This is a genomic window from Stenotrophomonas sp. TWI819, from assembly GCF_039673075.1.
Classification (GTDB): Bacteria; Pseudomonadota; Gammaproteobacteria; order Xanthomonadales; family Xanthomonadaceae; genus Stenotrophomonas; species Stenotrophomonas rhizophila_B.
On record NZ_JBDJKY010000002.1, the window covers coordinates 108,395 to 126,849 of the forward strand.

18 protein-coding genes are annotated in these 18,455 nt (G+C 67.3%); 9 read left to right on the plus strand and 9 right to left on the minus strand.

Going from position 1 to position 18,455, the window contains the following annotated elements:
* The first annotated feature begins 25 nt into the window (after positions 1–25).
* Entirely contained in the window at positions 26–202 is a 177-nt protein-coding gene (locus ABE463_RS03115) for a hypothetical protein (RefSeq protein WP_183073794.1), read from the plus strand.
* Positions 203–1,165: 963 nt separating this feature from the next.
* On the opposite strand, the gene ABE463_RS03120 is transcribed toward ABE463_RS03115, so the two are convergent.
* Positions 1,166–2,008: an MnmC family methyltransferase gene (locus ABE463_RS03120; RefSeq protein WP_346467228.1), complete on the minus strand. Its 843-nt coding sequence runs from the start codon at positions 2,006–2,008 to the stop codon at positions 1,166–1,168.
* Between the two features lie 193 nt (positions 2,009–2,201).
* Here ABE463_RS03120 and ABE463_RS03125 point away from each other — a divergent pair, with 193 nt between their 5' ends.
* Positions 2,202–2,687 carry a transposase gene (locus tag ABE463_RS03125; protein ID WP_123731328.1) on the plus strand — a complete coding sequence of 162 codons (486 nt, stop codon included), beginning with the start codon at positions 2,202–2,204 and terminating at the stop codon, positions 2,685–2,687.
* A gap of 146 nt (positions 2,688–2,833) precedes the next feature.
* Here the strand turns inward: ABE463_RS03125 and ABE463_RS03130 are convergent, their stop codons facing one another.
* Positions 2,834–3,265, minus strand: coding sequence for a hypothetical protein (locus ABE463_RS03130; RefSeq protein ID WP_346467229.1), 432 nt, complete (start codon positions 3,263–3,265; stop codon positions 2,834–2,836).
* 113 nt (positions 3,266–3,378) lie between these two features.
* Between ABE463_RS03130 and ABE463_RS03135 the strand changes: the two genes are divergently transcribed.
* Entirely contained in the window at positions 3,379–3,711 is a 333-nt protein-coding gene (locus ABE463_RS03135; protein WP_346467230.1) for a hypothetical protein, read from the plus strand.
* Between the two features lie 15 nt (positions 3,712–3,726).
* Here ABE463_RS03135 and ABE463_RS03140 read toward each other — a convergent pair whose 3' ends face one another.
* The gene (locus tag ABE463_RS03140; RefSeq protein ID WP_121042376.1) at positions 3,727–4,098 is read right to left on the minus strand and encodes a MerC domain-containing protein; all 372 of its coding nucleotides are present in this window, start codon (positions 4,096–4,098) and stop codon (positions 3,727–3,729) included.
* A 70-nt stretch (positions 4,099–4,168) separates the two neighbouring features.
* Here ABE463_RS03140 and ABE463_RS03145 point away from each other — a divergent pair, with 70 nt between their 5' ends.
* Positions 4,169–5,500 carry a GTP-binding protein gene (locus tag ABE463_RS03145; protein ID WP_346467231.1) on the plus strand — a complete coding sequence of 444 codons (1,332 nt, stop codon included), beginning with the start codon at positions 4,169–4,171 and terminating at the stop codon, positions 5,498–5,500.
* An 18-nt stretch (positions 5,501–5,518) separates the two neighbouring features.
* On the opposite strand, the gene ABE463_RS03150 is transcribed toward ABE463_RS03145, so the two are convergent.
* The 4 genes from ABE463_RS03150 to ABE463_RS03165 all read right to left on the minus strand — a co-directional run bounded on the left by ABE463_RS03150 (position 5,519) and on the right by ABE463_RS03165 (position 9,971).
* Entirely contained in the window at positions 5,519–6,889 is a 1,371-nt protein-coding gene (locus ABE463_RS03150) for a HipA domain-containing protein (protein ID WP_346467232.1), read from the minus strand.
* On the minus strand, positions 6,886–7,155 hold the full coding sequence (locus ABE463_RS03155) for a helix-turn-helix domain-containing protein (RefSeq protein ID WP_123731323.1): 270 nt from the start codon (positions 7,153–7,155) through the stop codon (positions 6,886–6,888). Before ABE463_RS03155 ends, ABE463_RS03150 begins: the two co-directional genes overlap by 4 nt.
* A 115-nt stretch (positions 7,156–7,270) precedes the next feature.
* A complete protein-coding gene (locus ABE463_RS03160) occupies positions 7,271–8,893 on the minus strand; it encodes an ABC-F family ATP-binding cassette domain-containing protein (protein WP_346467233.1) in 1,623 nt (540 codons plus the stop codon).
* A 175-nt stretch (positions 8,894–9,068) separates the two neighbouring features.
* Positions 9,069–9,971 (minus strand): LysR family transcriptional regulator, encoded by a 903-nt coding sequence (locus ABE463_RS03165; RefSeq protein ID WP_346467234.1) that lies wholly within the window; start codon positions 9,969–9,971, stop codon positions 9,069–9,071.
* A 307-nt stretch (positions 9,972–10,278) separates the two neighbouring features.
* On the opposite strand from ABE463_RS03165, the gene ABE463_RS03170 reads away from it, so the two are divergent.
* Both ABE463_RS03170 and ABE463_RS03175 read left to right on the plus strand, forming a co-directional pair.
* Positions 10,279–11,481, plus strand: a complete 1,203-nt coding sequence (locus ABE463_RS03170) for an MFS transporter (RefSeq protein WP_346467235.1) — start codon at positions 10,279–10,281, stop codon at positions 11,479–11,481.
* Positions 11,482–11,560: 79 nt separating this feature from the next.
* Positions 11,561–12,535 carry a polysaccharide deacetylase family protein gene (locus ABE463_RS03175; protein ID WP_346467236.1) on the plus strand — a complete coding sequence of 325 codons (975 nt, stop codon included), beginning with the start codon at positions 11,561–11,563 and terminating at the stop codon, positions 12,533–12,535.
* A gap of 9 nt (positions 12,536–12,544) precedes the next feature.
* On the opposite strand, the gene ABE463_RS03180 is transcribed toward ABE463_RS03175, so the two are convergent.
* Positions 12,545–14,149, minus strand: coding sequence for an EAL domain-containing protein (locus ABE463_RS03180; protein ID WP_346467237.1), 1,605 nt, complete (start codon positions 14,147–14,149; stop codon positions 12,545–12,547).
* A 298-nt stretch (positions 14,150–14,447) separates the two neighbouring features.
* Between ABE463_RS03180 and ABE463_RS03185 the strand changes: the two genes are divergently transcribed.
* A complete protein-coding gene (locus ABE463_RS03185) occupies positions 14,448–15,221 on the plus strand; it encodes a lytic transglycosylase domain-containing protein (RefSeq protein WP_259261692.1) in 774 nt (257 codons plus the stop codon).
* Between the two features lie 200 nt (positions 15,222–15,421).
* Positions 15,422–17,461 (plus strand): gluconolaconase, encoded by a 2,040-nt coding sequence (locus ABE463_RS03190; protein WP_346467409.1) that lies wholly within the window; start codon positions 15,422–15,424, stop codon positions 17,459–17,461.
* Positions 17,462–17,467: 6 nt separating this feature from the next.
* Here the strand turns inward: ABE463_RS03190 and ABE463_RS03195 are convergent, their stop codons facing one another.
* Positions 17,468–17,842: a YciI family protein gene (locus tag ABE463_RS03195; RefSeq protein WP_346467238.1), complete on the minus strand. Its 375-nt coding sequence runs from the start codon at positions 17,840–17,842 to the stop codon at positions 17,468–17,470.
* A gap of 189 nt (positions 17,843–18,031) precedes the next feature.
* On the opposite strand from ABE463_RS03195, the gene ABE463_RS03200 reads away from it, so the two are divergent.
* Positions 18,032–18,451 (plus strand): YciI family protein, encoded by a 420-nt coding sequence (locus tag ABE463_RS03200; protein ID WP_346467239.1) that lies wholly within the window; start codon positions 18,032–18,034, stop codon positions 18,449–18,451.
* Positions 18,452–18,455 lie beyond the last annotated feature (4 nt).

Below are 18,455 nucleotides of genomic sequence, written 5' to 3' on the forward strand. Positions count from 1 at the left end.
AGCGCCCGCCCATACGAGATCGTCCATGCGCCAGTCCCAGACACCGCCCTGGAAGAAGCCCAGTCCCAATGGGAAGAAGAAGTCGCAGCCGCTCTCCGAGGCGCAGAAGAGCGCGGCCCGTCAGCGCGCCGAGGAAAACGGGCGGCGCTATCCTAATCTGGTCGACAACATGTGGGCGGCTAAACTGCCGCGCGGCAGTTGATCGCTCGCGCTTCTATGCTTTCTCGTTGTGGCACAGCTGACTAATAGGCGACAACCCGTCCACGGTCGGTGGCGCATCCCCAAGGTATACATCCGACTGTCTCTGTGGGGACAGTAGTGGGTACATGTACGATGCAATTCACCCAAGGTGCGAAGCTTCCGGTTGTACCTGCCGAGTAGTATCGAGATACTCTGTAGACACAACGCCTGTTGTCGACGCCAATCAGGGCCTCCGCGTTGCCGGCGCGGGTTGTGCGAAAACGAACGCTACCGTGAGCGCGGAAGTTCTCACTCACTCCCACGTTGCCAGACGGCGCGTAGGCGAACACGTAGTCCGCTGAGCGGTCGTCATGCAAAAGCGTTCCTTCTGACGATGATGTCGACTCTGGATCTTGCTCCAGTCGGGGCACGGGGAGATCTTCGTCGTCGTCTTGTTCGCATGACCAACCTCCGATTGCATCGGGGCCGCTTAAAATGCCTTCGCCTTGGCCCGCTGTCATTCCATCCTGCTCACATAGTGCGTGGTGGTACAACTGGGTCGCGATTGATTGCTCTGAGAAAAAATAGGAAAAGGAGCCATCTGGATTGGGTCGAAGCTTCTGCTCCACAGGGAGTAAACCGCCGTCCAGATCAGACCATTGTGCGGTGCGCACGATGCGCTTGGTGCCGTCGCGCTCTTGGGTGTGTTCATCACGATAGGCGGCGGGCGGGGGCGTGACCGGCATCGTGGCTGCTGCGGAGAGTAGAAGCACAAACATGGGCATCGGCGTTCTCTGGTGAACGAGCTAAGCTCGGTCAGGTCATGCTGCCCACTATCATCTTCTTGAACTGTGCGTTGCTCTACGCATCAGCCAGACGCAACGCACTAAGACCTATCTATTGTTTCTGTTGTGCAGAGAATCCCAATCTGGTCGACAACATGTGGGCGGCCAAACTGCCACGCGGCAGTTGACCAGCCCCTTGCTCAGCGCTTGACCGCGAGCACGCCATCCATCGCCAGCTCGGCCTTGAAGCCCGCCTTTTCCAGACGCTTGGCGACCTCGCGCGGCACATCGCGGCCGCTGGTCAGTTTGTTTGGAGCACCGGTGTAGTGGAACATCCGGCCGCCCTTGCGGATGACGCGTGCGAGCTGATCGTAGAACACCTGTGAGTACAGCTCGCCGGCGATGCCAAAGCGCGGCGGATCGTGCAGGATCGCATCGACCGAGGCAGTCTCCAGCCCTTCAATCTCCTGCGACACGTCACCTTGGCTCAGCGCCAGCCGACCCCCGCTGCTTTCCGCGTCCGGATCCGGCGACCACGGATTGAGCGTGCGCAGCCACAGCACATCCGGATTCTTCTCGAACGAACGGATACGGGTGACGCCGCCTTCCAGGCAGCACGCGGCGAAGTAGCCCAGGCCGCCGCAGGTATCCAGCACGGTTTTGCCGGCCGGCGCGATCAACGCGACCTTGCGGCGGGCATCCTCGAACGGGGATAGCTGCGCGCTGGGCAGCATCTTGATGCCGTCAATCTCGAAGGTTGGCGCGTCCCAGTCGGTCGGCACCAGCTTGATCAACGCCGAGCCGAAGCGCGAGATCGCCAGGAACTCCTCGCCGTCCCAGTAGTACAGGGTGCGGTCCTTGGTCTTGCCGGGATAGGCATAGGTCTCGCCCTTCCACTGCCAGTGGTCGGACGCCAGCGTGGCGGTGCCGGTGGAGCGGCCGAGGTCGAGCGAACCGGTCCATTCCCCGGTGCCGGCATCGCGGGCGCGGGTCAGGCTCTCGGCGAGCGGGCGGGTCAGCAGGGGGCCGGTGTAATGGGGCACGGGATCTCAGGCCGCGGCGCGAGCGCCAGACGGTAGGGCAGTCAGGGGTGGGCATCGTACCTGAGAAGCCGCTGGCCGGCCGTCATGCGGCCCCGAGCTGCGGGGATTCCGACCCACGTGTGCGCGGGTATCCGAGGCGCCGGCGGGGAGTGCGCTGATCGAACTGCGCAGGGACGCTTCGGATACTTGGGTCATGTCCTACGACCACATCCTCTGGCCGACCGGTACCACCTACTTCTTCAGCGCGCACCTGCGCGATCGCAGCAGCAGCCTGCTGGTGGAACAGGCGCAGATCCTGCGGCTGGCGTTCCGGGTGGCGCAGCAGGCGCGGCCGTTCCGGATCAACGCGATCGTGGTGCTGCCAGACCATCTGCACGGCGTGTGGACGCTGCCGGAGGGCGACGAGGAGGGCCATCGCCGCTGGGCGCAGGTCCAGGCGATCTTCGACCGCCAATTGCCGATGGCCGATCCACGGCTGCAACTCCGGCGTGATCGCAGCCTGCGGCCACTGTGGCACAACGGCTTTCGCGAGCATCGGATCGTCGATGCCGAGGACCTGCAGCGGCATGTGGCCTACGTGCACCACAACCCGGTCAAGCACGGGCATGTGCGTGACGCGACGCAATGGCCGTACAGCTCGATCCACCGCGGCCGTCGCGAACCGGGGGAGGGCAGCTGACGTATGAGGATGGGGGCTTGCCCGCGGAGGCGTGCGGCAGGCGGTATCGGGGGATGGGTGTTGCGGACCGGGCTACTGGTGCGGGCGTGCGGTGGGCCGCAGCCAGCACCAGTGGCCCGGGAGGCGGGCACGACGCACCTTGCCGATCAGGGGCACTTCACCGGGAACACCGGCCCGGCGCCGATCAGGACCAGCGCCATGTAGTCGCTGTCCTTTGCTTTGCCCTTGAGTGTGGCATCGGGGTTGAACTTGAAGATGCCGAAGCCGCCACCGGGGCGCACCAGGGCCTTGTTGATCTGATCGGCATCGTCGCGGAAGAACTGGGCGATCTCGGCGCGGCTGGATGCCTGCAGCGGCGTGGCATCGCGCTGCCATTGCTCATCGCGGTTGAAGGACACGTAGTACTGGCCCTGCCGCTGCTCGATGCGGAATTCCGCCGGCTTGCGCGCATGGGTGGCATAGCAGCCGAGCATCGGATCGGAGGAGAACACGCCGACGCTGTTGTCCTTGCCGCAACCGGTCAGCAGGAGCAGGGACAGGAGGAGCAGGCTGGAGAACAAGCTGGGCAACAAGCGCATGGCGGTTCCTGTCGGCGGATGTTGAGGGCATTGTCCAACACGGCATGAAAAGATCCCGTCTGTGTGCACCGCGGGCGATGGTGTACGGTGACGCGATCCTCAGGAGACACCCCGTGCCGTCAGACTCTCCGCAAGCGCCGCGCTCACCATCGACGGCGCCGATTTCGGCTCAGCGATTTCCGCTGCTCGGCCTGGCCAGCTTCCTGGGCCTCCCCGTCGGGGCCGCCGCCGCCCACATCGCCACCGCTGCCAACCACGGGGTCACCGCGGGGGCCAGCACCACAGGCGTCTCCATCGGCGTCCTCGCTTCAGCGGCCGTGGGTCTGATTGCCACGGTCGGCTCGCGCGTGCGTCAGGAACGCTGGCCGTGGCTGGGCATCATCGGCGCGGTACTCAGTGCCGCGCCGATGGTGCTGTTCCTGGTCGGGATGATGTTCAAGCACTGAGCCGGAGCCGCACGCTCAGTGCCGGTGCCGCCGCCAGGCGTTCCACACATGCGTGCTGGCCAACAGCAGGCTGCCGACCACGGTCATCGGGGTTTCGGCCTCGTGGCTCGGCCAGCCCATGGCGCCGGCCAGCAGCAACAGCAGCCCGACCAACGCGGCGGCCATCGCCAGCACGGGCAGACGGTGCTGGCGGTGCGCGCGCCACAGCGCGAAGCCGGTCACCGGCGCGGCAATCGCCACAAACAGCGCATGCACCCACTCGGCTTCGGCCCACACCCCCATCAGGGGGAGCATCGCCGCGAGCAGCGGCAGGGCCAGGCAGTGCAGCAGGCATAGGCCGGACAGCGCGATGGCGCCGGCATCCAACAGGGCAGAGGATCGCTTCATGGGGCGTGGGGGTCTTGGTCTGTGAATGTTATATAGTAACATTTCACTTCCCCTCCAGACCTGCTCCGCCATGACTGCCTCTGCTGCCCTTCATGATTCCCGTCTTCCGGTGACGGTGCTGTCCGGCTTCCTCGGTGCCGGCAAGACCACCCTGCTCAATCAGCTGCTGCGCAACCGCGAGGGCCGCCGGGTGGCGGTGATCGTCAATGACATGAGCGAGATCAACGTCGATGCGCAGCTGGTCCGCGAGGGCGGCGCGGCGCTGAGCCGCACCGACGAGACGCTGGTGGAGTTCAGCAACGGCTGCATCTGCTGCACGCTGCGCGATGACCTGCTGCACGAGGTGCGCCGTCTCGCGGCGGAAGGGCGCTATGACTATCTGTTGATCGAATCGACCGGGATCGCCGAGCCGATGCCGGTCGCGGCGACCTTCTCGGTGCGCGATGAGGCCGGCTTCAGCCTCAGCGACATCGCACGGCTGGATACGCTGGTGACGGTGGTGGATGGCGCGCAGTTCCTGCACGACTTCGGCTCCAGCGATCGGCTGATCGACCGCGGCCAGCAGGCCGGTGAGGACGACGACCGTGGCGTGGTCAATCTCCTCGCCGAGCAGATCGAGTTCGCCAACGTGATCGTGGTGAGCAAGTGCGATCTGATCGATGACGACACGCTGCAGTCCACGCTGGCCGTGCTGCGCGCGATGAACCGCGATGCGCGGCTGGTGCTGTCCGAACACGGCAACGTGCCGCTGCACGAGGTGCTCGATACCGGCCGTTACGACTTCGTCAAAGCCCAGCTGGCACCAGGCTGGATGCAGGCGCTGCGCGGGCAGCACACGCCGGAGACCGAGGAGTACGGCATCACCAGTTTCGTCTACCGCTCGCGCCGGCCGTTCCATCCGCAGCGCTTCGCGCGCTTGCTCGAAACCGGGTTGGGCAGCGTGATCCGCAGCAAAGGCTTCTTTTGGCTGGCCAACCGCATGGACTCGGTGGGCGAGCTCTCCAGCGTCGGTGCGGCCACGCAGACCTCGGTCGCGGGCGTCTGGTACGCCTCGCGCGAGCGCATGGAGGCGGGCCTGGAGAACGCCGTGCCCGAGCTGCCGCCCACGCGCGTGCCCTACACGGATATCGGCTGGGCACGCCAGCAGGCGTCGTGCTGGACCGCGCCGCTGCCCACCGTGGACCAGGTCGGCGATGCCGGTGAGTACCAGGCGATGCGCAGGCTGTGGCATCCCTGGTGGGGCGACCGCCGCCAGGAGCTGGCGGTGATCGGCGTGGCGATGGACGAGCACGCGGTGCGTGCCGAGCTGGATGCCTGCCTGCTCAACGATGAGGAACTGCGCGCCGGACCACTGTTGTGGCAGCTGCTGCCGGATGCGTTCCCGGCGTGGGCGCGCGCATGAGCAAACGGATGCAGGGGTTCAGGTAGCCAGTTGCCTTGCCATCTCCTTGATGACCACTTCGATGATCGTTCGCACCATGCGCATCTCGCCGTACAGGGTCACTCCGGCGACATCAGCCCAGTACGAATTTTCTGTTTCGATCGCCGCCTTTACCGACTCAGCCAACGGAACGACACTGGATGTCATCTCGGCAAGGCGCCGCTGCGCCAAGCGCGACGGCAGGCCCAGCTGTATCCCGGCATCGACCAGCAAGGCTGGCGTGATATCGGCGAAACGCTGTACGCCGAGCAGATCCCAAGCAAGCGTAGATGCTTGCGGCCAGCTCGGACTGTCCTCTTTGTAGGCGCGGCTGCGGCCCGCGACGGTGCTGAGCAGATCGTAGTGTGGGGCAAGGTCGGTGCCACCTCTGCCGACGAGAAAGCTCAGGTTCTTCAGATGGGCATCGTCGTTGCCAGTCAGCACATTGAACACCAACCAGTCAAACAGTCGCCTGCGCGTGTTAAGTCTCTCGCGGCAGTAGTGGATCGCCGCATCCAACGTCTGAAGGCTTCCCGCACTGTATTTGTCTCCGCGCTGGAGGTTCAACAGTTGGCAGGCGTCGATGGCATGCATGCGGCGTGTGCTGCCGCCGTCCGTTACACGGTCAAACCGTTCGATCAGAAAGACCGGCTCGGGCACATAGCGTCGCTGCACCTCGGGCACCATCAGCCCCATCGCGCGGGCCAGGCGCATGACAAAATACTCGTTGATCACCGTGTGCGGATAATCAGGGTCGGTACTGTCCGGCTTCAGAACATGGGTGGACGTTTCCGTGCCGACAGGCTGGTACAGCAAGCCTTGGTCTTCGATGACGGCCAATTTGTGTTGTGCGCCGGCCAGCGACATTCGCTTTTCCGCGCCGCCGGCCAGTGAGTGGCGCGGCAGGTTCTGGATGCGCTGGGAGAGTTCGGCATCCGGCAATCGCGCCCGGCTCCCTGGCGCCAGTGTTACATGCGGGGGCAGCAGGGTCAGCGAACCCGCGGATTCAGCACCGTAGTGGGTCAGCAGGGCGAAGTCATCGCTGCCGCGGAGTCCAGCGTCCTGCGCCATGCGTGTGCGCTGCTGATCTTCTGGGAGCAGATTGTCGAAGTACCATTGCACGGGGCGCGAAGTACTGCCGTCCAGAAGGGGGCTGTGGCTGCGCGGCAGCCAAGGCGAGAGGTCGAAGCTTTCTGGATGATCACGCCAGGTGGGCGCGTACTCGAACCGCCATAGGTTTCGATGCTCGTGCAAGGTACCGACGGGCTGGCCATCCAGGGTGGCCAGCAACGAGCGCTCTGGATAGTGCAGCCCTTCCAGGAACACGTCACCCAACGCAGGTTGGGCAGCGTTGATGGATGACGGATTCATCGTTTCGCTCCGCGCATTCTGTCCTGCTCCTGCAGCAGTGCTACGGCCGCGTCGGGCACATCGATCTCCACGCGCAGGCCGAGTTCCGTTAGAACCTGGAACAGCTTCTGCCACTGCACAGTGCCGCCGCCGCGCTCGACCTTGGCAAGGAAGTTCTCGCTGACCCCGATGCCTTCGGCGGTGTCGTCCTGACGCATTCCCTGGCACTTGCGCGTGGCTCGGACCAAGGGACCGAGTTCTTCATGGTGCTTGAGCGTGACCTTCATGCATTATCCTTACGAACGTGTGGATTCTGCGGTAGTGGTGCGAGAATACGCCAAAATCCTTTTTAACGTAAGGATTTCTATTGAACGCGTGTCGACACGAGAATAATCCTCTCGATCATGAGGATTCAAGCCGGCCCGTCAGTTGCCACCCGACGCTCGTCGCGGTCAGAACGTCAGTCAAGCCGACCGCCTCCAGCAGCGCGTCATCGTGCGACACGATCATCAACGTGCCGCTGTATTGGCTGAGCATCTGCTCCAGCGCGGTCAACGAGGGCAGATCGAGGTGATTGCCAGGTTCGTCGAGCAGCAGCAGTTGCGGCGGCGTCCGCGCGTACAGCACGGACGCCAGTGCCGCCTTCAAGCGTTCGCCACCGCTGAGCGTGGCCAACGGCCGCAGGCTTCGCTCGGCATCCAGGCCGAGCAGGGCCAACTGGGTACGCAGGGTGCCTTCGCTGGCCAACGGATGCGCGCGCTGCAGCAATGACAGGGCCGAGGCCTCATCGGGCAGCATCGTGAGCGACTGATCGAGCAGGGCCACGCTCGCCGCCATCTCGACGTGCCCCGACACCGGCGGCAATGTGCCCGCCAACACCTTCAGGAGCGTGGATTTGCCACTGCCATTGCGGCCCTGCACGCCGATCCGCTGGCCGCGCTGTACGGTGAGATCCAGCGTGTTCCAGGGCGCCTGCACCCACGGCAGTTCAGCGGCGATGAGCTCGGCCACGCGCTGGGGCCCCGGCTGATGGATCACCGGGGCGAGCAGGGCGATCTCGATGTCCTGGTCCACCTCGCCGGCAGCCTCGCGCACGCGCGCATCCAGTTCGGTACGTCGCTCGCTCTGCTGTGTTTGCCAGCGGCCGGCGCTGTGCTCGCTGCGGTTCTTCATGCCACCGAGCAGGATCGGTGCCTGGTTGGCGGTGCGTGCCTGGCGTGTAGCACGCGCCTGCCGATGCTCCATGCGCTCACGCTGATCGCGCAGCTCGGTCTGCTGCTGGCGACGCTCGCGCTTGCGCAGCGCCAGCTGGGCCTCGGCACTGCGCCGCTCGTCCTGCTTCTGTTCGGCGTAGAGATCGTAGTTGCCGCCGTACTGGCGCAGCCCGCTCGGCGACAGTTCGACGATGCGCGTCATGTGCCGCAGCAGTGTGCGGTCGTGGCTGATCACGATCAGGCCGCCGTGCCAGCACTGCAGCGCCTCGATCAGGCGTGCGCGATGGGCGGCGTCGAGGTGGTTGCTGGGTTCATCCAGGATCAGCCCCTCGGCACCGCACAGGAACGCACCGGCCAGCGCGACCTGCATCGCCTGGCCACCACTGAGCGTGGCCGCCGGCCGTAGCGGATCCAGCGCGGGCAGCCCTAGCAGCTGCCATTGGGCCTGCAGCTGCTCGCGGAGGTCCCAGCGCTCACCCACGCGGGTGAAGTCGTCCGGATCCACGCTGCCGGCTTCGATACGGTGCAGGGCGTCGAGCACCGCGCCGACGCCGGCCAGATCGGCGATACGGCCGGCGGGCACGCCGCTGTGCTGCGTGAGCAGGTGCACCGGCCCGCTGCGCACGATGCGGCCGGCGGTGGGCGTGAGATCGCCACTGAGCAGGTGCGCGAGCAGGCTTTTGCCCACGCCGTTGCGCCCGACCAGGCCGGTCGGGGTGCCGTCGAACGCGGCGGACAGTTCGGAAAACAGGACCCGGCCGTCGGGCAGGGTATGCGTCACGCGATCGAGCGTGAGAGCGAATGCGGTCATGCGACCTCCATTGGATGCCAAAGACTCCCCTCCTGCGGAACAGGTGGGTGGAGACGGGCCGTCAGACGACGGCGGCATCAATGGCGCATGTAGGCCTACCTCGGCAACAAAGGCGGCTGGCTGCCGCGCGGCCAGTATAAAACCGCCCGGCGGCAGGGCGATGAACGCCGCCTGCTCAGCAGCTGACCCCGGTCAGCCGGGCGCTGATGAAATCGATGAAGACCCGCAGCTTGGGCAGCACATGGCGGCCGGAGGGCCACAGCAGGTAGAAGGTGCCGCAGGCATGGATGCGGTCGGCCATCACCCGCTGCAGGCGGCCGTCGGTCAGCGCCTCGCGCACCGAGTGCTCGGGGATATAGGCGATGCCGCGCCCGGCGAGCGCGAAGGCCAGCCGCGCTTCGATCGTATTGCTGACCATCGAGACCGGCAGTGCCAGCGGCGCGGCGCCCGGCGTCTGCGGCAGCGGCCAGGGTTCCAGCTTGCCGCTGCTGGGGAAGCGGTAGTGCAGGCAGTCGTGCTGCAGCAGGTCCTCGGGCACGCGAGGCGTACCGCGGCGGGCCAGGTAGTCCGGGGACGCGACCAGATAGCGCGGAAACACGCCGAGCTGCCGCGCGCTCAGGCGTGAGTCCGTTGGCGCGCTGACCCGCAGCACGGCATCGAAGCCTTCCTCGATCACATCCACCAGGCGGTCATCGAAATCCAGCTCCAGGCGGATGCCGGGATACGCGGCCATGAACTCGGTGAGCAGCGGCAGCGAGATGTCGCCGACCAGCGGCAGGCTGACCCGCAGCACCCCCGTGGGCGCCTCGGTCTGCTGGACCAGCTCGTCGCGGGCGGCGTCACGCTCATCGAGGATGCGCCGGCATCGGACCAGGAAGCGCTCGCCTTCGGCGGTGAGGGTGACGCTGCGGGTGCTGCGATGGAACAACCGCACGCCGAGTGCCTGCTCCAGACGCGACACCGTCTTGCCGGCTGCCGAGGCGGAGATGCCGAGCACGCGGCCGGTCTCGACGAAGCTGCGGGTGTCGGCGACCTGCACGAAGGTCTGCAGGTTGCCAAGGTTGTCCAGGGCTGACATGGGCGGTTGCACGGGGGGGAAGGGGGGAACTGTAGCGGTCGGCAGCGCTGGCGGGGCAGGAGGCGGCGGCATCGGCCCGCAACAGTGTGGTGCGCGGGGGCGGTGGGGGCCGAAGACCTTGCAGGGAGCGCGCCTTGCCGATTGCGGCCTCGCGGCTCCGGAATGTGCGGAGCGCCAACCGGCTGTTTCGCTGAACGCTCACGGCCTACCGTGGCGCTCCCTCACTTCTCGGCGCCGCCATGTCCTCCTTCCCTTACCTCCGCGACCCCACGCGCCCGCTGGATGTGGCCCCCACCCAGGCGCGCCCATGAGCGGGCACGCGGTCGATTCCAACGCCGTCCCCCTGCCCAACGCCGCCAGCCGGTTGCCCTTCGGCGGGCTGCTCGCCCTGGCCTGCGCAGGCTTCATCACCATCCTCACCGAGGCGCTTCCGGCCGGCCTGCTGTCCCCGATGAGCGCCGATCTCGGCGTCAGCCGCGCGCTGGTCGGGCAGTTGGTGACGATCTACGCGCTGGGCTCGCTGGTCGCCGCATTGCCGATGACCGCGCTGACCCGGCGCTGGCCGCGCCGCCCGTTGATGCTCACTGCCATCGCCGGCTTCGTGGTGGTCAACACCATCACCGCGATGACGCACCACTATGGGCTGATGCTGGTCGCGCGCTTCTGCGCGGGCATCAGCGCTGGCCTGCTGTGGTCGCTGGTGGCCGGGTATGCCAGCCGCATGGTGGTGCCGCAGCTGCAGGGCCGCGCGATCGCCGTGGCGATGGTGGGTACGCCGCTGGCACTGTCGTTGGGCATTCCGGCCGGTACGCTGCTGGGCCAGACCATCGGTTGGCGCTGGGCGTTCGGGTTGATGTCGCTGCTCAGTGTTGGCCTGCTGGTGTGGGCGCGGCTGGTGCTGCCGCCCTTGCCAGCCCCGGGCGCGGCGGCCCAGCAGCCGCTGGGCAACGTACTGCGGCTGCGCGGCATGCGCACCGCGTTGCTGACGATGTTCCTGTACGTGCTGGCGCACAACGTGCTCTACACCTACATCGAACCGTTTGCGGCGCTGTCCGGCGCGGCGGTGTGGCTGGATCGTCTGCTGCTGGTGTTCGGCGTGGCCGCGCTGGTCGGCATCTGGATCACCGGCCTGCTGGTGGACCGCTGGCTGCGCGCGCTGGTGATCGCCAGCACGGTGGCCTTCGCACTCTCGGCGGTGGCGTTCGGGCTGTGGCCGGGCTCGCCGTGGGTGCTGGTGATCGGCACGGTGGTCTGGGGAATCTCCTTCGGTGGCGTTCCCACGCTGTTCCAGACCGCCGTGGCGCGCCGGGCGGACGAGGCCGGGGACATCGCGCAGTCCTTCGTGGTGACCGGCTGGAATCTGGCCATCGCACTGGCGGGCATCGTCGGCGGCGTGATGCTGGAAACCGTCGGTGAACGCTGGCTGCCCGTGGTCCTGCTGGTGCTGCTGCTGGCCACGTTGGTGGTGGTGCTGCGCCAGCCGCGCGCCTGGGCGCCGATCACGCACTGAGCCCAGCCGCCGCACCCGACAAGGTGGGCTGCGATACCCGGCGCTATGCTGGGGCCGGGTATCGCGATGGGAGCAGCGGGTGCGCAAGGGATTCTTTCGATGGGGTGTGCTGGCACTGCTGTGCCTGGCCGGTATCGCACACGCGGCGGAGCCGGAGCGGCGCATCGCGCTGACCATCGACGATCTGCCCTGGCAGCGTCTGGACGAACGCGCAGAGCCCGCGCTTGCCGCACGCCATGCGCAGTTGATCGCGGCCCTGAAGCAGGCCGACGTGCCGGTGGTGGGGTTCGTCAACGAGGTCAAACTCGAGGTGGATGGACGGGTGCAACCTGCGCGCGTGCAGATGCTGCGCGACTGGCGCGATGCCGGGTTCGAGCTGGGCAACCACACGTTCGGCCATGTCGATCTGCATGCGATCGGGCTGGCCGCGTATGAGCAGGACATCCTGCGCGGTGAGGTGACGCTGCGCCCGTTGCTGGCCGAGACCGGGCAGGCACCGCGCTGGTTCCGGCACCCGTATCTGCGTGCCGGGCAGTCCCCGGAAGAACGTGCTGCGCTGGGCGTATTCCTGCAGCAGCATGGCTACCGGATCGCTCCGGTAACGGTCGACAACAGCGAGTGGATCTGGGCGTTCGCCTACGACCGGGTGCGTGATACCGAGACCGATCCGGTCGCGCGTGAGGCCCGCCTGCGCCAGCTGCGCCGTGGCTACGTGCCGTACATGCTCAACAAGCTGGACTACTACGAGCAGCAGGGACAGCAGCTGCTGGGCCGGCTGCCTGCACAGGTGTGGTTGATCCACGCCAATGCGCTCAGCGCGGACTGCGTGGAAGAGCTGGTCGCAGCCACGCGCCGGCGCGGCTATCGCTTCATCTCGCTGGAGGACGCACTGCAGGATCCGGCCTACCAGCATGCCGATGGCTACAACGGCGCCGGGGGCATCAGCTGGATCCAGCGCTGGGCCATGGCCGAGGGCAAGCCGAAGGCGTTCTACGCTGGCGAGCCGCAGGTACCGGCGTGGGTGATGACGCTGGCGGGGCTGGAGGCCGAATAGACAGTCGGCTCAGCCGGGTTCGTCGTTGCCGGGCTTCTGCATGTCTTCCGGCGCCTGTCCGTACTGCTGCTTGCGCTGCTGGTGGAACGCCATGAACTCGGCCGGCGGCAGTGCCTTGGAGAACAGCCAGCCCTGCCCGAACTCGACCTGGCGCGCCTGCAGGTAGGCGAGCTGCGCGGGCGTTTCCACGCCTTCGGCCACGGTGAACAGCCCCAGCGTCTTGGCCATGTCGATGATGTGCGAGGTGACCGGGCTGGTGGCGCTGTCGGTCCCGATCGCATCGATGAACGACTTGTCGATCTTCAGCGCATCCAGTGGCAGTTGCTGCAGGTACTGCAGGCTGGAATAGCCGACACCGAAATCATCGATTGCCACGCAATGACCGATGCGGCGCGCGTTGGCCAGGCTGGTACGCGCGCGGCGGATGTCAATGAAACCGCGCTCGGTCGCCTCCAGCCAGATCTGCTGGGGATGGATGCCGGTGCCCTGCAGTTTGGCGCTCAGTACCTTCAGCGCCCGTCCGCTGCTGACATCCTCGGCGGCCAGATTGATCGCGATGTGTGCGGTGCGGTCCTGTGTCAACAGCTCGCGCATGTCGGCGATCACGTGATCGATCACCTGGTCGGTCAATGCCTCGATCAATCCTGCCTCTTCGGCCAGAGGAATGAACAGGTCCGGCCGCACCAGGCTGCCGTCGGGACGGCGCCAGCGCACCAGCGATTCAGCGCCCACGCAGATGCCGGTATCCAGCTCGATGATCGGCTGGTAGTGCATGAAGAACTCGCGCCTGCGCACGGCGGTGGCCAGCTCACCGCGCAGCGAGAGCCGCCGCCGCGACAGCCAGATCACGCCGCCGATCACCGCCAGCGCACCGAGCACACCCAGCGGAATGAACTGCCAGATCTGGTGGCGGAAGGCCGCCACCAGGTCGGTGCGCGGCGCCGTCGCGACGGCCAGCCATTCCTGGTCCTGCGCGGTGGCATACAGCGTCTGCCCTTCGATACCGCTGGCCGGGTCGCGCAGCAGCCGCTGCAGCAGCGCCTGGTCCTGGATGTCCTGCTGCGCGATCAGGCGCCCGTCGGGGCTGGCGACGGCCAACCGCACATTGGGGTCGGCGATCACGTCGACCAGCCGCGCCGGGTCGATCAGGATGTCGTAGCGCCCGTAGCTCAGGGCCATCAGCGGCTGCTGGTTGCTGCCGGCCAGCGGCTGCACGCCCAGTGTGATGCCGGCACCTTCGGCGGTCACGTACGTCGGCGTGGGCTGCACGATCTCGGCGTCCATCGGTCCCCAGGAGGTGCAGATCAGCCGGCCGTTCTCGAAGTAGCTCACCTGCTCGGCCGAATGGGTGCTCATCACCAGGCGGCGCATCAGCCGCAGGTGCTCGGGTGAGCAGGCCTGCAGCGGGCTCTGCTCAAGCTCGCGCAGAGTGTCCAGCGCACCTTCGTATGACCGGTGCGCCCGCTGCAGCGTGCGCTCGGCAGTGGTCTGCAGGCGCACCTGCTCGGACTCGCTGACCCGGCTCCAGGTGAAGTACAGCACGGTGGCGATCGGCACCAGGGCACCGAGCAGGGCCAGCAGGATGGTGACGGCGATGATCCGGGCGCGGTTCAAGCAGATCTCGATGCCTCGTCGAAAGGGGGTTCCATGGCAGCCCGGCGGGCCAGGGCAGTCGCGGCCCCGAGCCGCTATATGACCATCAGTGCGCGGGGATTGAAACCAGGGCCGTGGGATGTCGCCCGGCGAGGTGGCTTGGCCGACGACGGAGCGCGGACGAAACCGGCCGTTTCCGTCACCCTTCCCTGCCGCCGGACACTCTGGTCGCGCGGGTGATCAGCCCGGTATTCACCTTCGGTTCGCGCCCCCGGCCGGATGATCGCGCCGCACCCTTCCGTGCCCCGCTCCGAGCCTGATGAATCCGACCCTGCCTGCCGCGTTGGCCCTGGTGTCGTTGCTGCTGCCTGGCCTGGCATCGGCGCGCACGGTCTATCGCTGCGTGCAGAGCAACACGGTCAGCCTGGCCACCGCCCCCGAGCCGGGCTCCAAGTGCACCCCGCAGCAGATCGACGACAACGCGGTGCAGACCCCCAACCTGTGGGGCAACATGGGCATCTTCAGCGGCACCCTGTACGAACGTGAGCAGGACGGTGCACTGGTCTACTCCACCCGCAACCTGCCGGGCTCGCGGGTGTTCCTGAAGTTCACCGTCGCCACGCCACCCGGCGAGCCGGCGCACGAAGGCCTCGGCAAGGTCGGCGCGCCGCAGTTGAACCGGCACGCCAAGCAGTTCAAGGCGGCAGCCAAAGCCACCGGGGTGGATGATGCCTGGCTGCGCGCGATCGCCCATGCCGAGAGCAATTTCGATGCCGGTGCGATCTCGCCCAAGGGCGCCCAGGGCGTGATGCAGCTGATGCCCGATACCGCCACCGAATACGGCGTGGCCGATCCGCTCTCGGCCGAGCAGTCGATCAGTGGCGGCGCGCGTTATATGAAGGCGCTGCTGCGTCGCTACAAGGGCGACCGTGTGCTGGCCGCCGCCGCCTACAACGCCGGCATCGGTGCGGTAACGCGCTACAAGGGCGTGCCCCCGTATGCCGAGACGCTGGCCTATGTGGAAAAGGTCAGCGCGTTGTACGTGCGCTACCGCGAAGCGATGGGGTTCAAGGTGGAGACGCCGGCGAAGTAGGGGCGGTGCTTCAGGGCGGTACGTCCTTCCTTGGCGACAGCCCCGATTGAAACCGGAACGTGGCATCCACACACATCGCTGTCGCCGTGCAGGGTTTGCAGGCACGCTGCGAGCGGCTAAGGTCGTGTCCCGAACAGCAGCAGGCAAGGACAGCGATGACGCGCGGACGATGGACGATGGTGGTGCTGATCGCCGCCCTGATGGCGGCAGCGTTGGCCTGGACCTTCCTGCGCGAACCGGCGCCGCCGGCACCGCCACCGGGACCGGTGGCGACGGCTCTGGGCTGGACGCCGCAGATCAGCGTGCTGGCCGGCGACGGCGTCAGCGGCACTGCGGACGGCCCCGCCCTCCAGGCGCGCTTCGCCGATCCGTACGGCCTGGCCGTGGACGCGCACGGCGTGGTGTACATCGCCGATGCCGGCGACAACAACCGCATCCGCCGCCTGCATCCCGATGGCCGCGTGGACACCCTGGCCGGGCAGGGCGAAGGCTGGCGCGATGGCGCTGCCCTGCAGGCGCAGTTCAACACGCCCTCCGCGATCGCGCTGGATGCGGCCGGCAACGTCTTCGTCGCCGATACCGGTAATCACGTGATCCGCCGCATCGCGGTGGACGGCACCGTGAGCACGCTGGCCGGTGATGGCCAGCGGGGCTTCGTCGATGGGCCGGCCGCGCAGGCGCGTTTCGATGGGCCGATGGGCGTGGCGGTGGACGCCGGCGGCCGCGTGTATGTGGCCGATACCTACAACGACCGCATCCGCGTCATCGAACCCGATGGACGGGTGCATACCGTCGCCGGTGGTGAGCGCCCGGGGCTGGTGGAGGGCATCGGCGCGGCCACCCGCCTGGATACGCCGGTGGCGCTGGCATTGGATCCGCAGGGCAATCTGCTGATCGCCGACCTGTTCAACAACGCGATCCGCCAGCTCGCGCCGGACGGCACGCTGAGCACCCGCGTGGCCGATGGCGGCCTGCTCAGTGGTCCGCTGTCGTTGGCGGTGACCCACGACGGGGTGATCTACGCCAGCGACATCAACGGCAAGGTGGTGCAGATCTCGGCGCAGGGTCATCAGCTGGCCTTGGCCGGCGTACCGCCGCAGCCGCGCTTCGCCCGGCCGACCGCGCTCGCGCTGGATGCCGACGGTGGGTTGTACCTGGCCGATGCCGCGTCCTACCGTGTGCACCGGCTGCATGCGCTGGCGGCAGGAGCGACCGCACCGCCTGCGCTGATCGGCCCGGCGCCGGACGCACCGTTGCCCAACACCGCTGGCCGCTGGCCGTTGGCTCCGCAGGATGGCTGGCATGAGGTGGCCGGCACGCTGGGTGAAGTGCGTGGCGACTTCAAGGGCGAGAGCCGCCACCACCTGCATGGCGGCTTCGATATCCGCGGTGATGTCGGCCAGCCGGTGCTGGCGATTGCCGATGGCAAGGTGGATACGCCGTTCGCGGCGTGGTCGGTCGGTGGCCAGGCCGAGGGGCTGTCACTGGGCCGGCTCAAGTACATCCACATGAAGGTCGGCCGCGATCCGCGCGACCAGCCGTTCGATGCGCGCTGGCAGCAGCTGTTCGGTGAGGACGGCAAGCTCGAGCGCGTCCGCGTGCGTCGCGGCACCCGTTTCGCTGCCGGTGAGGCGCTGGGCAGCATCAACCGGATGGCGCATGTGCACCTGAGCGTGGGCGCCAGCGGCTTCGAACGCAATGCGGTGGCGCTGGGCTTCACCGGCTATGCCGACACCTTCGCGCCGCGCATCACCGACGTGGCAGTGCTGGACGATCTGGATCAGCCGATCAAGACCGGTGCCGATGGCCGCGTTGCGATCCCCCGCCAGGGTCCTGGCGTGCAGATCGTGGTGGAGGCGTGGGACCAGGTGGACCGCAATCTGCCACGGCGCCGGCTGGGGCTGTACCAGGTCGGCTATCAGGTGCTGGATGCCCAAGGCCAGCCGTTGGCCGGCTACGAGCAGCCGCGCTTCAACATCGTGTTCAACCGGATGCCGCGCGAGGACAGCGCCACCCGGGTGGCCTACGCGCCGGACAGCGGCATCACCGTGCATGGCAGTGCGGTCACGCGGTTCCGCTATCTGGTCACCAACACCGTGCGCGATGGGCTGGTCGAGACCGGGCGCTGGCAGCCCGATGCATTGCCCGCCGGCGACTACATCCTGCGTGGCAGTGCGCGTGACTACAGCGGCAATGAGGCGATCGGGCCGCGTGATCTGAAGGTCACGCTGCTGCCCTGAGCGGGATCAGGCGCCGACGCGCACGCGCTCGGCGTCCATGTCGGCCAGCGGCCGCACCTCGATGCTGCCGAAACGCGACCACGGGAACTGCTGGGCGATGCGCATCGCCTCGGCGTGGTCCGGCGCGTTGATGAGATTGAAGCCGGCCAGCAGCTCGTGGGTCTCGGCGAACGGGCCATCGGTGATCCGGGTCTGGCCCTGGCGCACGCGCACCGTGCGCGCGCTGTCCACCGGTTCCAGCTTCTGCGCCAGCACGAGGGTGCCCTCGGCCTGCAGCCGGTCGGCGTGCTGCAGGCAGTCGTGCATCAGGTGGTCGTATTCGTCGCTTGGCAGGGCCTGCAGCAGACCCTCGTCGATATAGATCAGCAACAGGAATTGCATGGCCGGACCAGGAGGAGCGGGGGATACCGCATGATGCCTCAGCCCACGCCCGTGACGTGTTGCAGCGCCGCAGCGGCGCCCCGTCCAGGGGCGGAAAAATAAATTCCTGCGGCGTGTCGATTTGCGCCCTCCTGGCACGTTGTATCCAGTGAACGGCCCGGGTTACGGGCTGGCACACCGGAGAACCCCGTGAAAGTCATGGTACTGGTCAAGGCAACTGCGGCTACCGAGGCCGGTCAACTGCCCACCGAGCAGGAGATCCGCGCCATGGGCGCCTACAACGAGCAGCTGGTCCAGGCCGGGATCATGCTGGCCGGCGAGGGCCTGCACCCGACCTCGCGTGCCCGCCGGGTGGCGTTCGGCAGCGAATCGCCGCGGGTCATCGACGGCCCGTTCGCTGACACCGGCGAGCTGGTCTGCGGGTTCTGGCTCTGGCAGGTGCGCTCGCTGGACGAGGCCACTGAATGGCTCAAACGCGCCCCGTTCGCGCCGGGCGATGTGGTCGAGCTCCGCCCGATTCTCAGTGCCGAGGATTTCGGCGCGGCCTTCACCCCCGAGCTACAAGCGCAGGAAAAGCGTCTGCGCGACCAGATCGGCACCGACGATTGACCCA

Excerpts from the sequence above, each read along its gene's own strand:
- ABE463_RS03115 (WP_183073794.1), top strand. The coding sequence starts at position 26 with ATGCGCCAGTCCCAGACACCGCCCTGGAAGAAGCCCAGTCCCAATGGG.
- ABE463_RS03125 (WP_123731328.1), top strand. The coding sequence starts at position 2,202 with ATGTCCTACGACCACATCCTCTGGCCGACCGGTACCACCTACTTCTTC.
- ABE463_RS03130 (WP_346467229.1), bottom strand. The coding sequence starts at position 3,265 with ATGCGCTTGTTGCCCAGCTTGTTCTCCAGCCTGCTCCTCCTGTCCCTG.
- ABE463_RS03140 (WP_121042376.1), bottom strand. The coding sequence starts at position 4,098 with ATGAAGCGATCCTCTGCCCTGTTGGATGCCGGCGCCATCGCGCTGTCC.
- ABE463_RS03145 (WP_346467231.1), top strand. The coding sequence starts at position 4,169 with ATGACTGCCTCTGCTGCCCTTCATGATTCCCGTCTTCCGGTGACGGTG.
- ABE463_RS03150 (WP_346467232.1), bottom strand. The coding sequence starts at position 6,889 with ATGAATCCGTCATCCATCAACGCTGCCCAACCTGCGTTGGGTGACGTG.
- ABE463_RS03155 (WP_123731323.1), bottom strand. The coding sequence starts at position 7,155 with ATGAAGGTCACGCTCAAGCACCATGAAGAACTCGGTCCCTTGGTCCGA.
- ABE463_RS03160 (WP_346467233.1), bottom strand. The coding sequence starts at position 8,893 with ATGACCGCATTCGCTCTCACGCTCGATCGCGTGACGCATACCCTGCCC.
- ABE463_RS03165 (WP_346467234.1), bottom strand. The coding sequence starts at position 9,971 with ATGTCAGCCCTGGACAACCTTGGCAACCTGCAGACCTTCGTGCAGGTC.
- ABE463_RS03170 (WP_346467235.1), top strand. The coding sequence starts at position 10,279 with ATGAGCGGGCACGCGGTCGATTCCAACGCCGTCCCCCTGCCCAACGCC.
- ABE463_RS03185 (WP_259261692.1), top strand. The coding sequence starts at position 14,448 with ATGAATCCGACCCTGCCTGCCGCGTTGGCCCTGGTGTCGTTGCTGCTG.
- ABE463_RS03190 (WP_346467409.1), top strand. The coding sequence starts at position 15,422 with ATGGCGGCAGCGTTGGCCTGGACCTTCCTGCGCGAACCGGCGCCGCCG.
- ABE463_RS03195 (WP_346467238.1), bottom strand. The coding sequence starts at position 17,842 with ATGCAATTCCTGTTGCTGATCTATATCGACGAGGGTCTGCTGCAGGCC.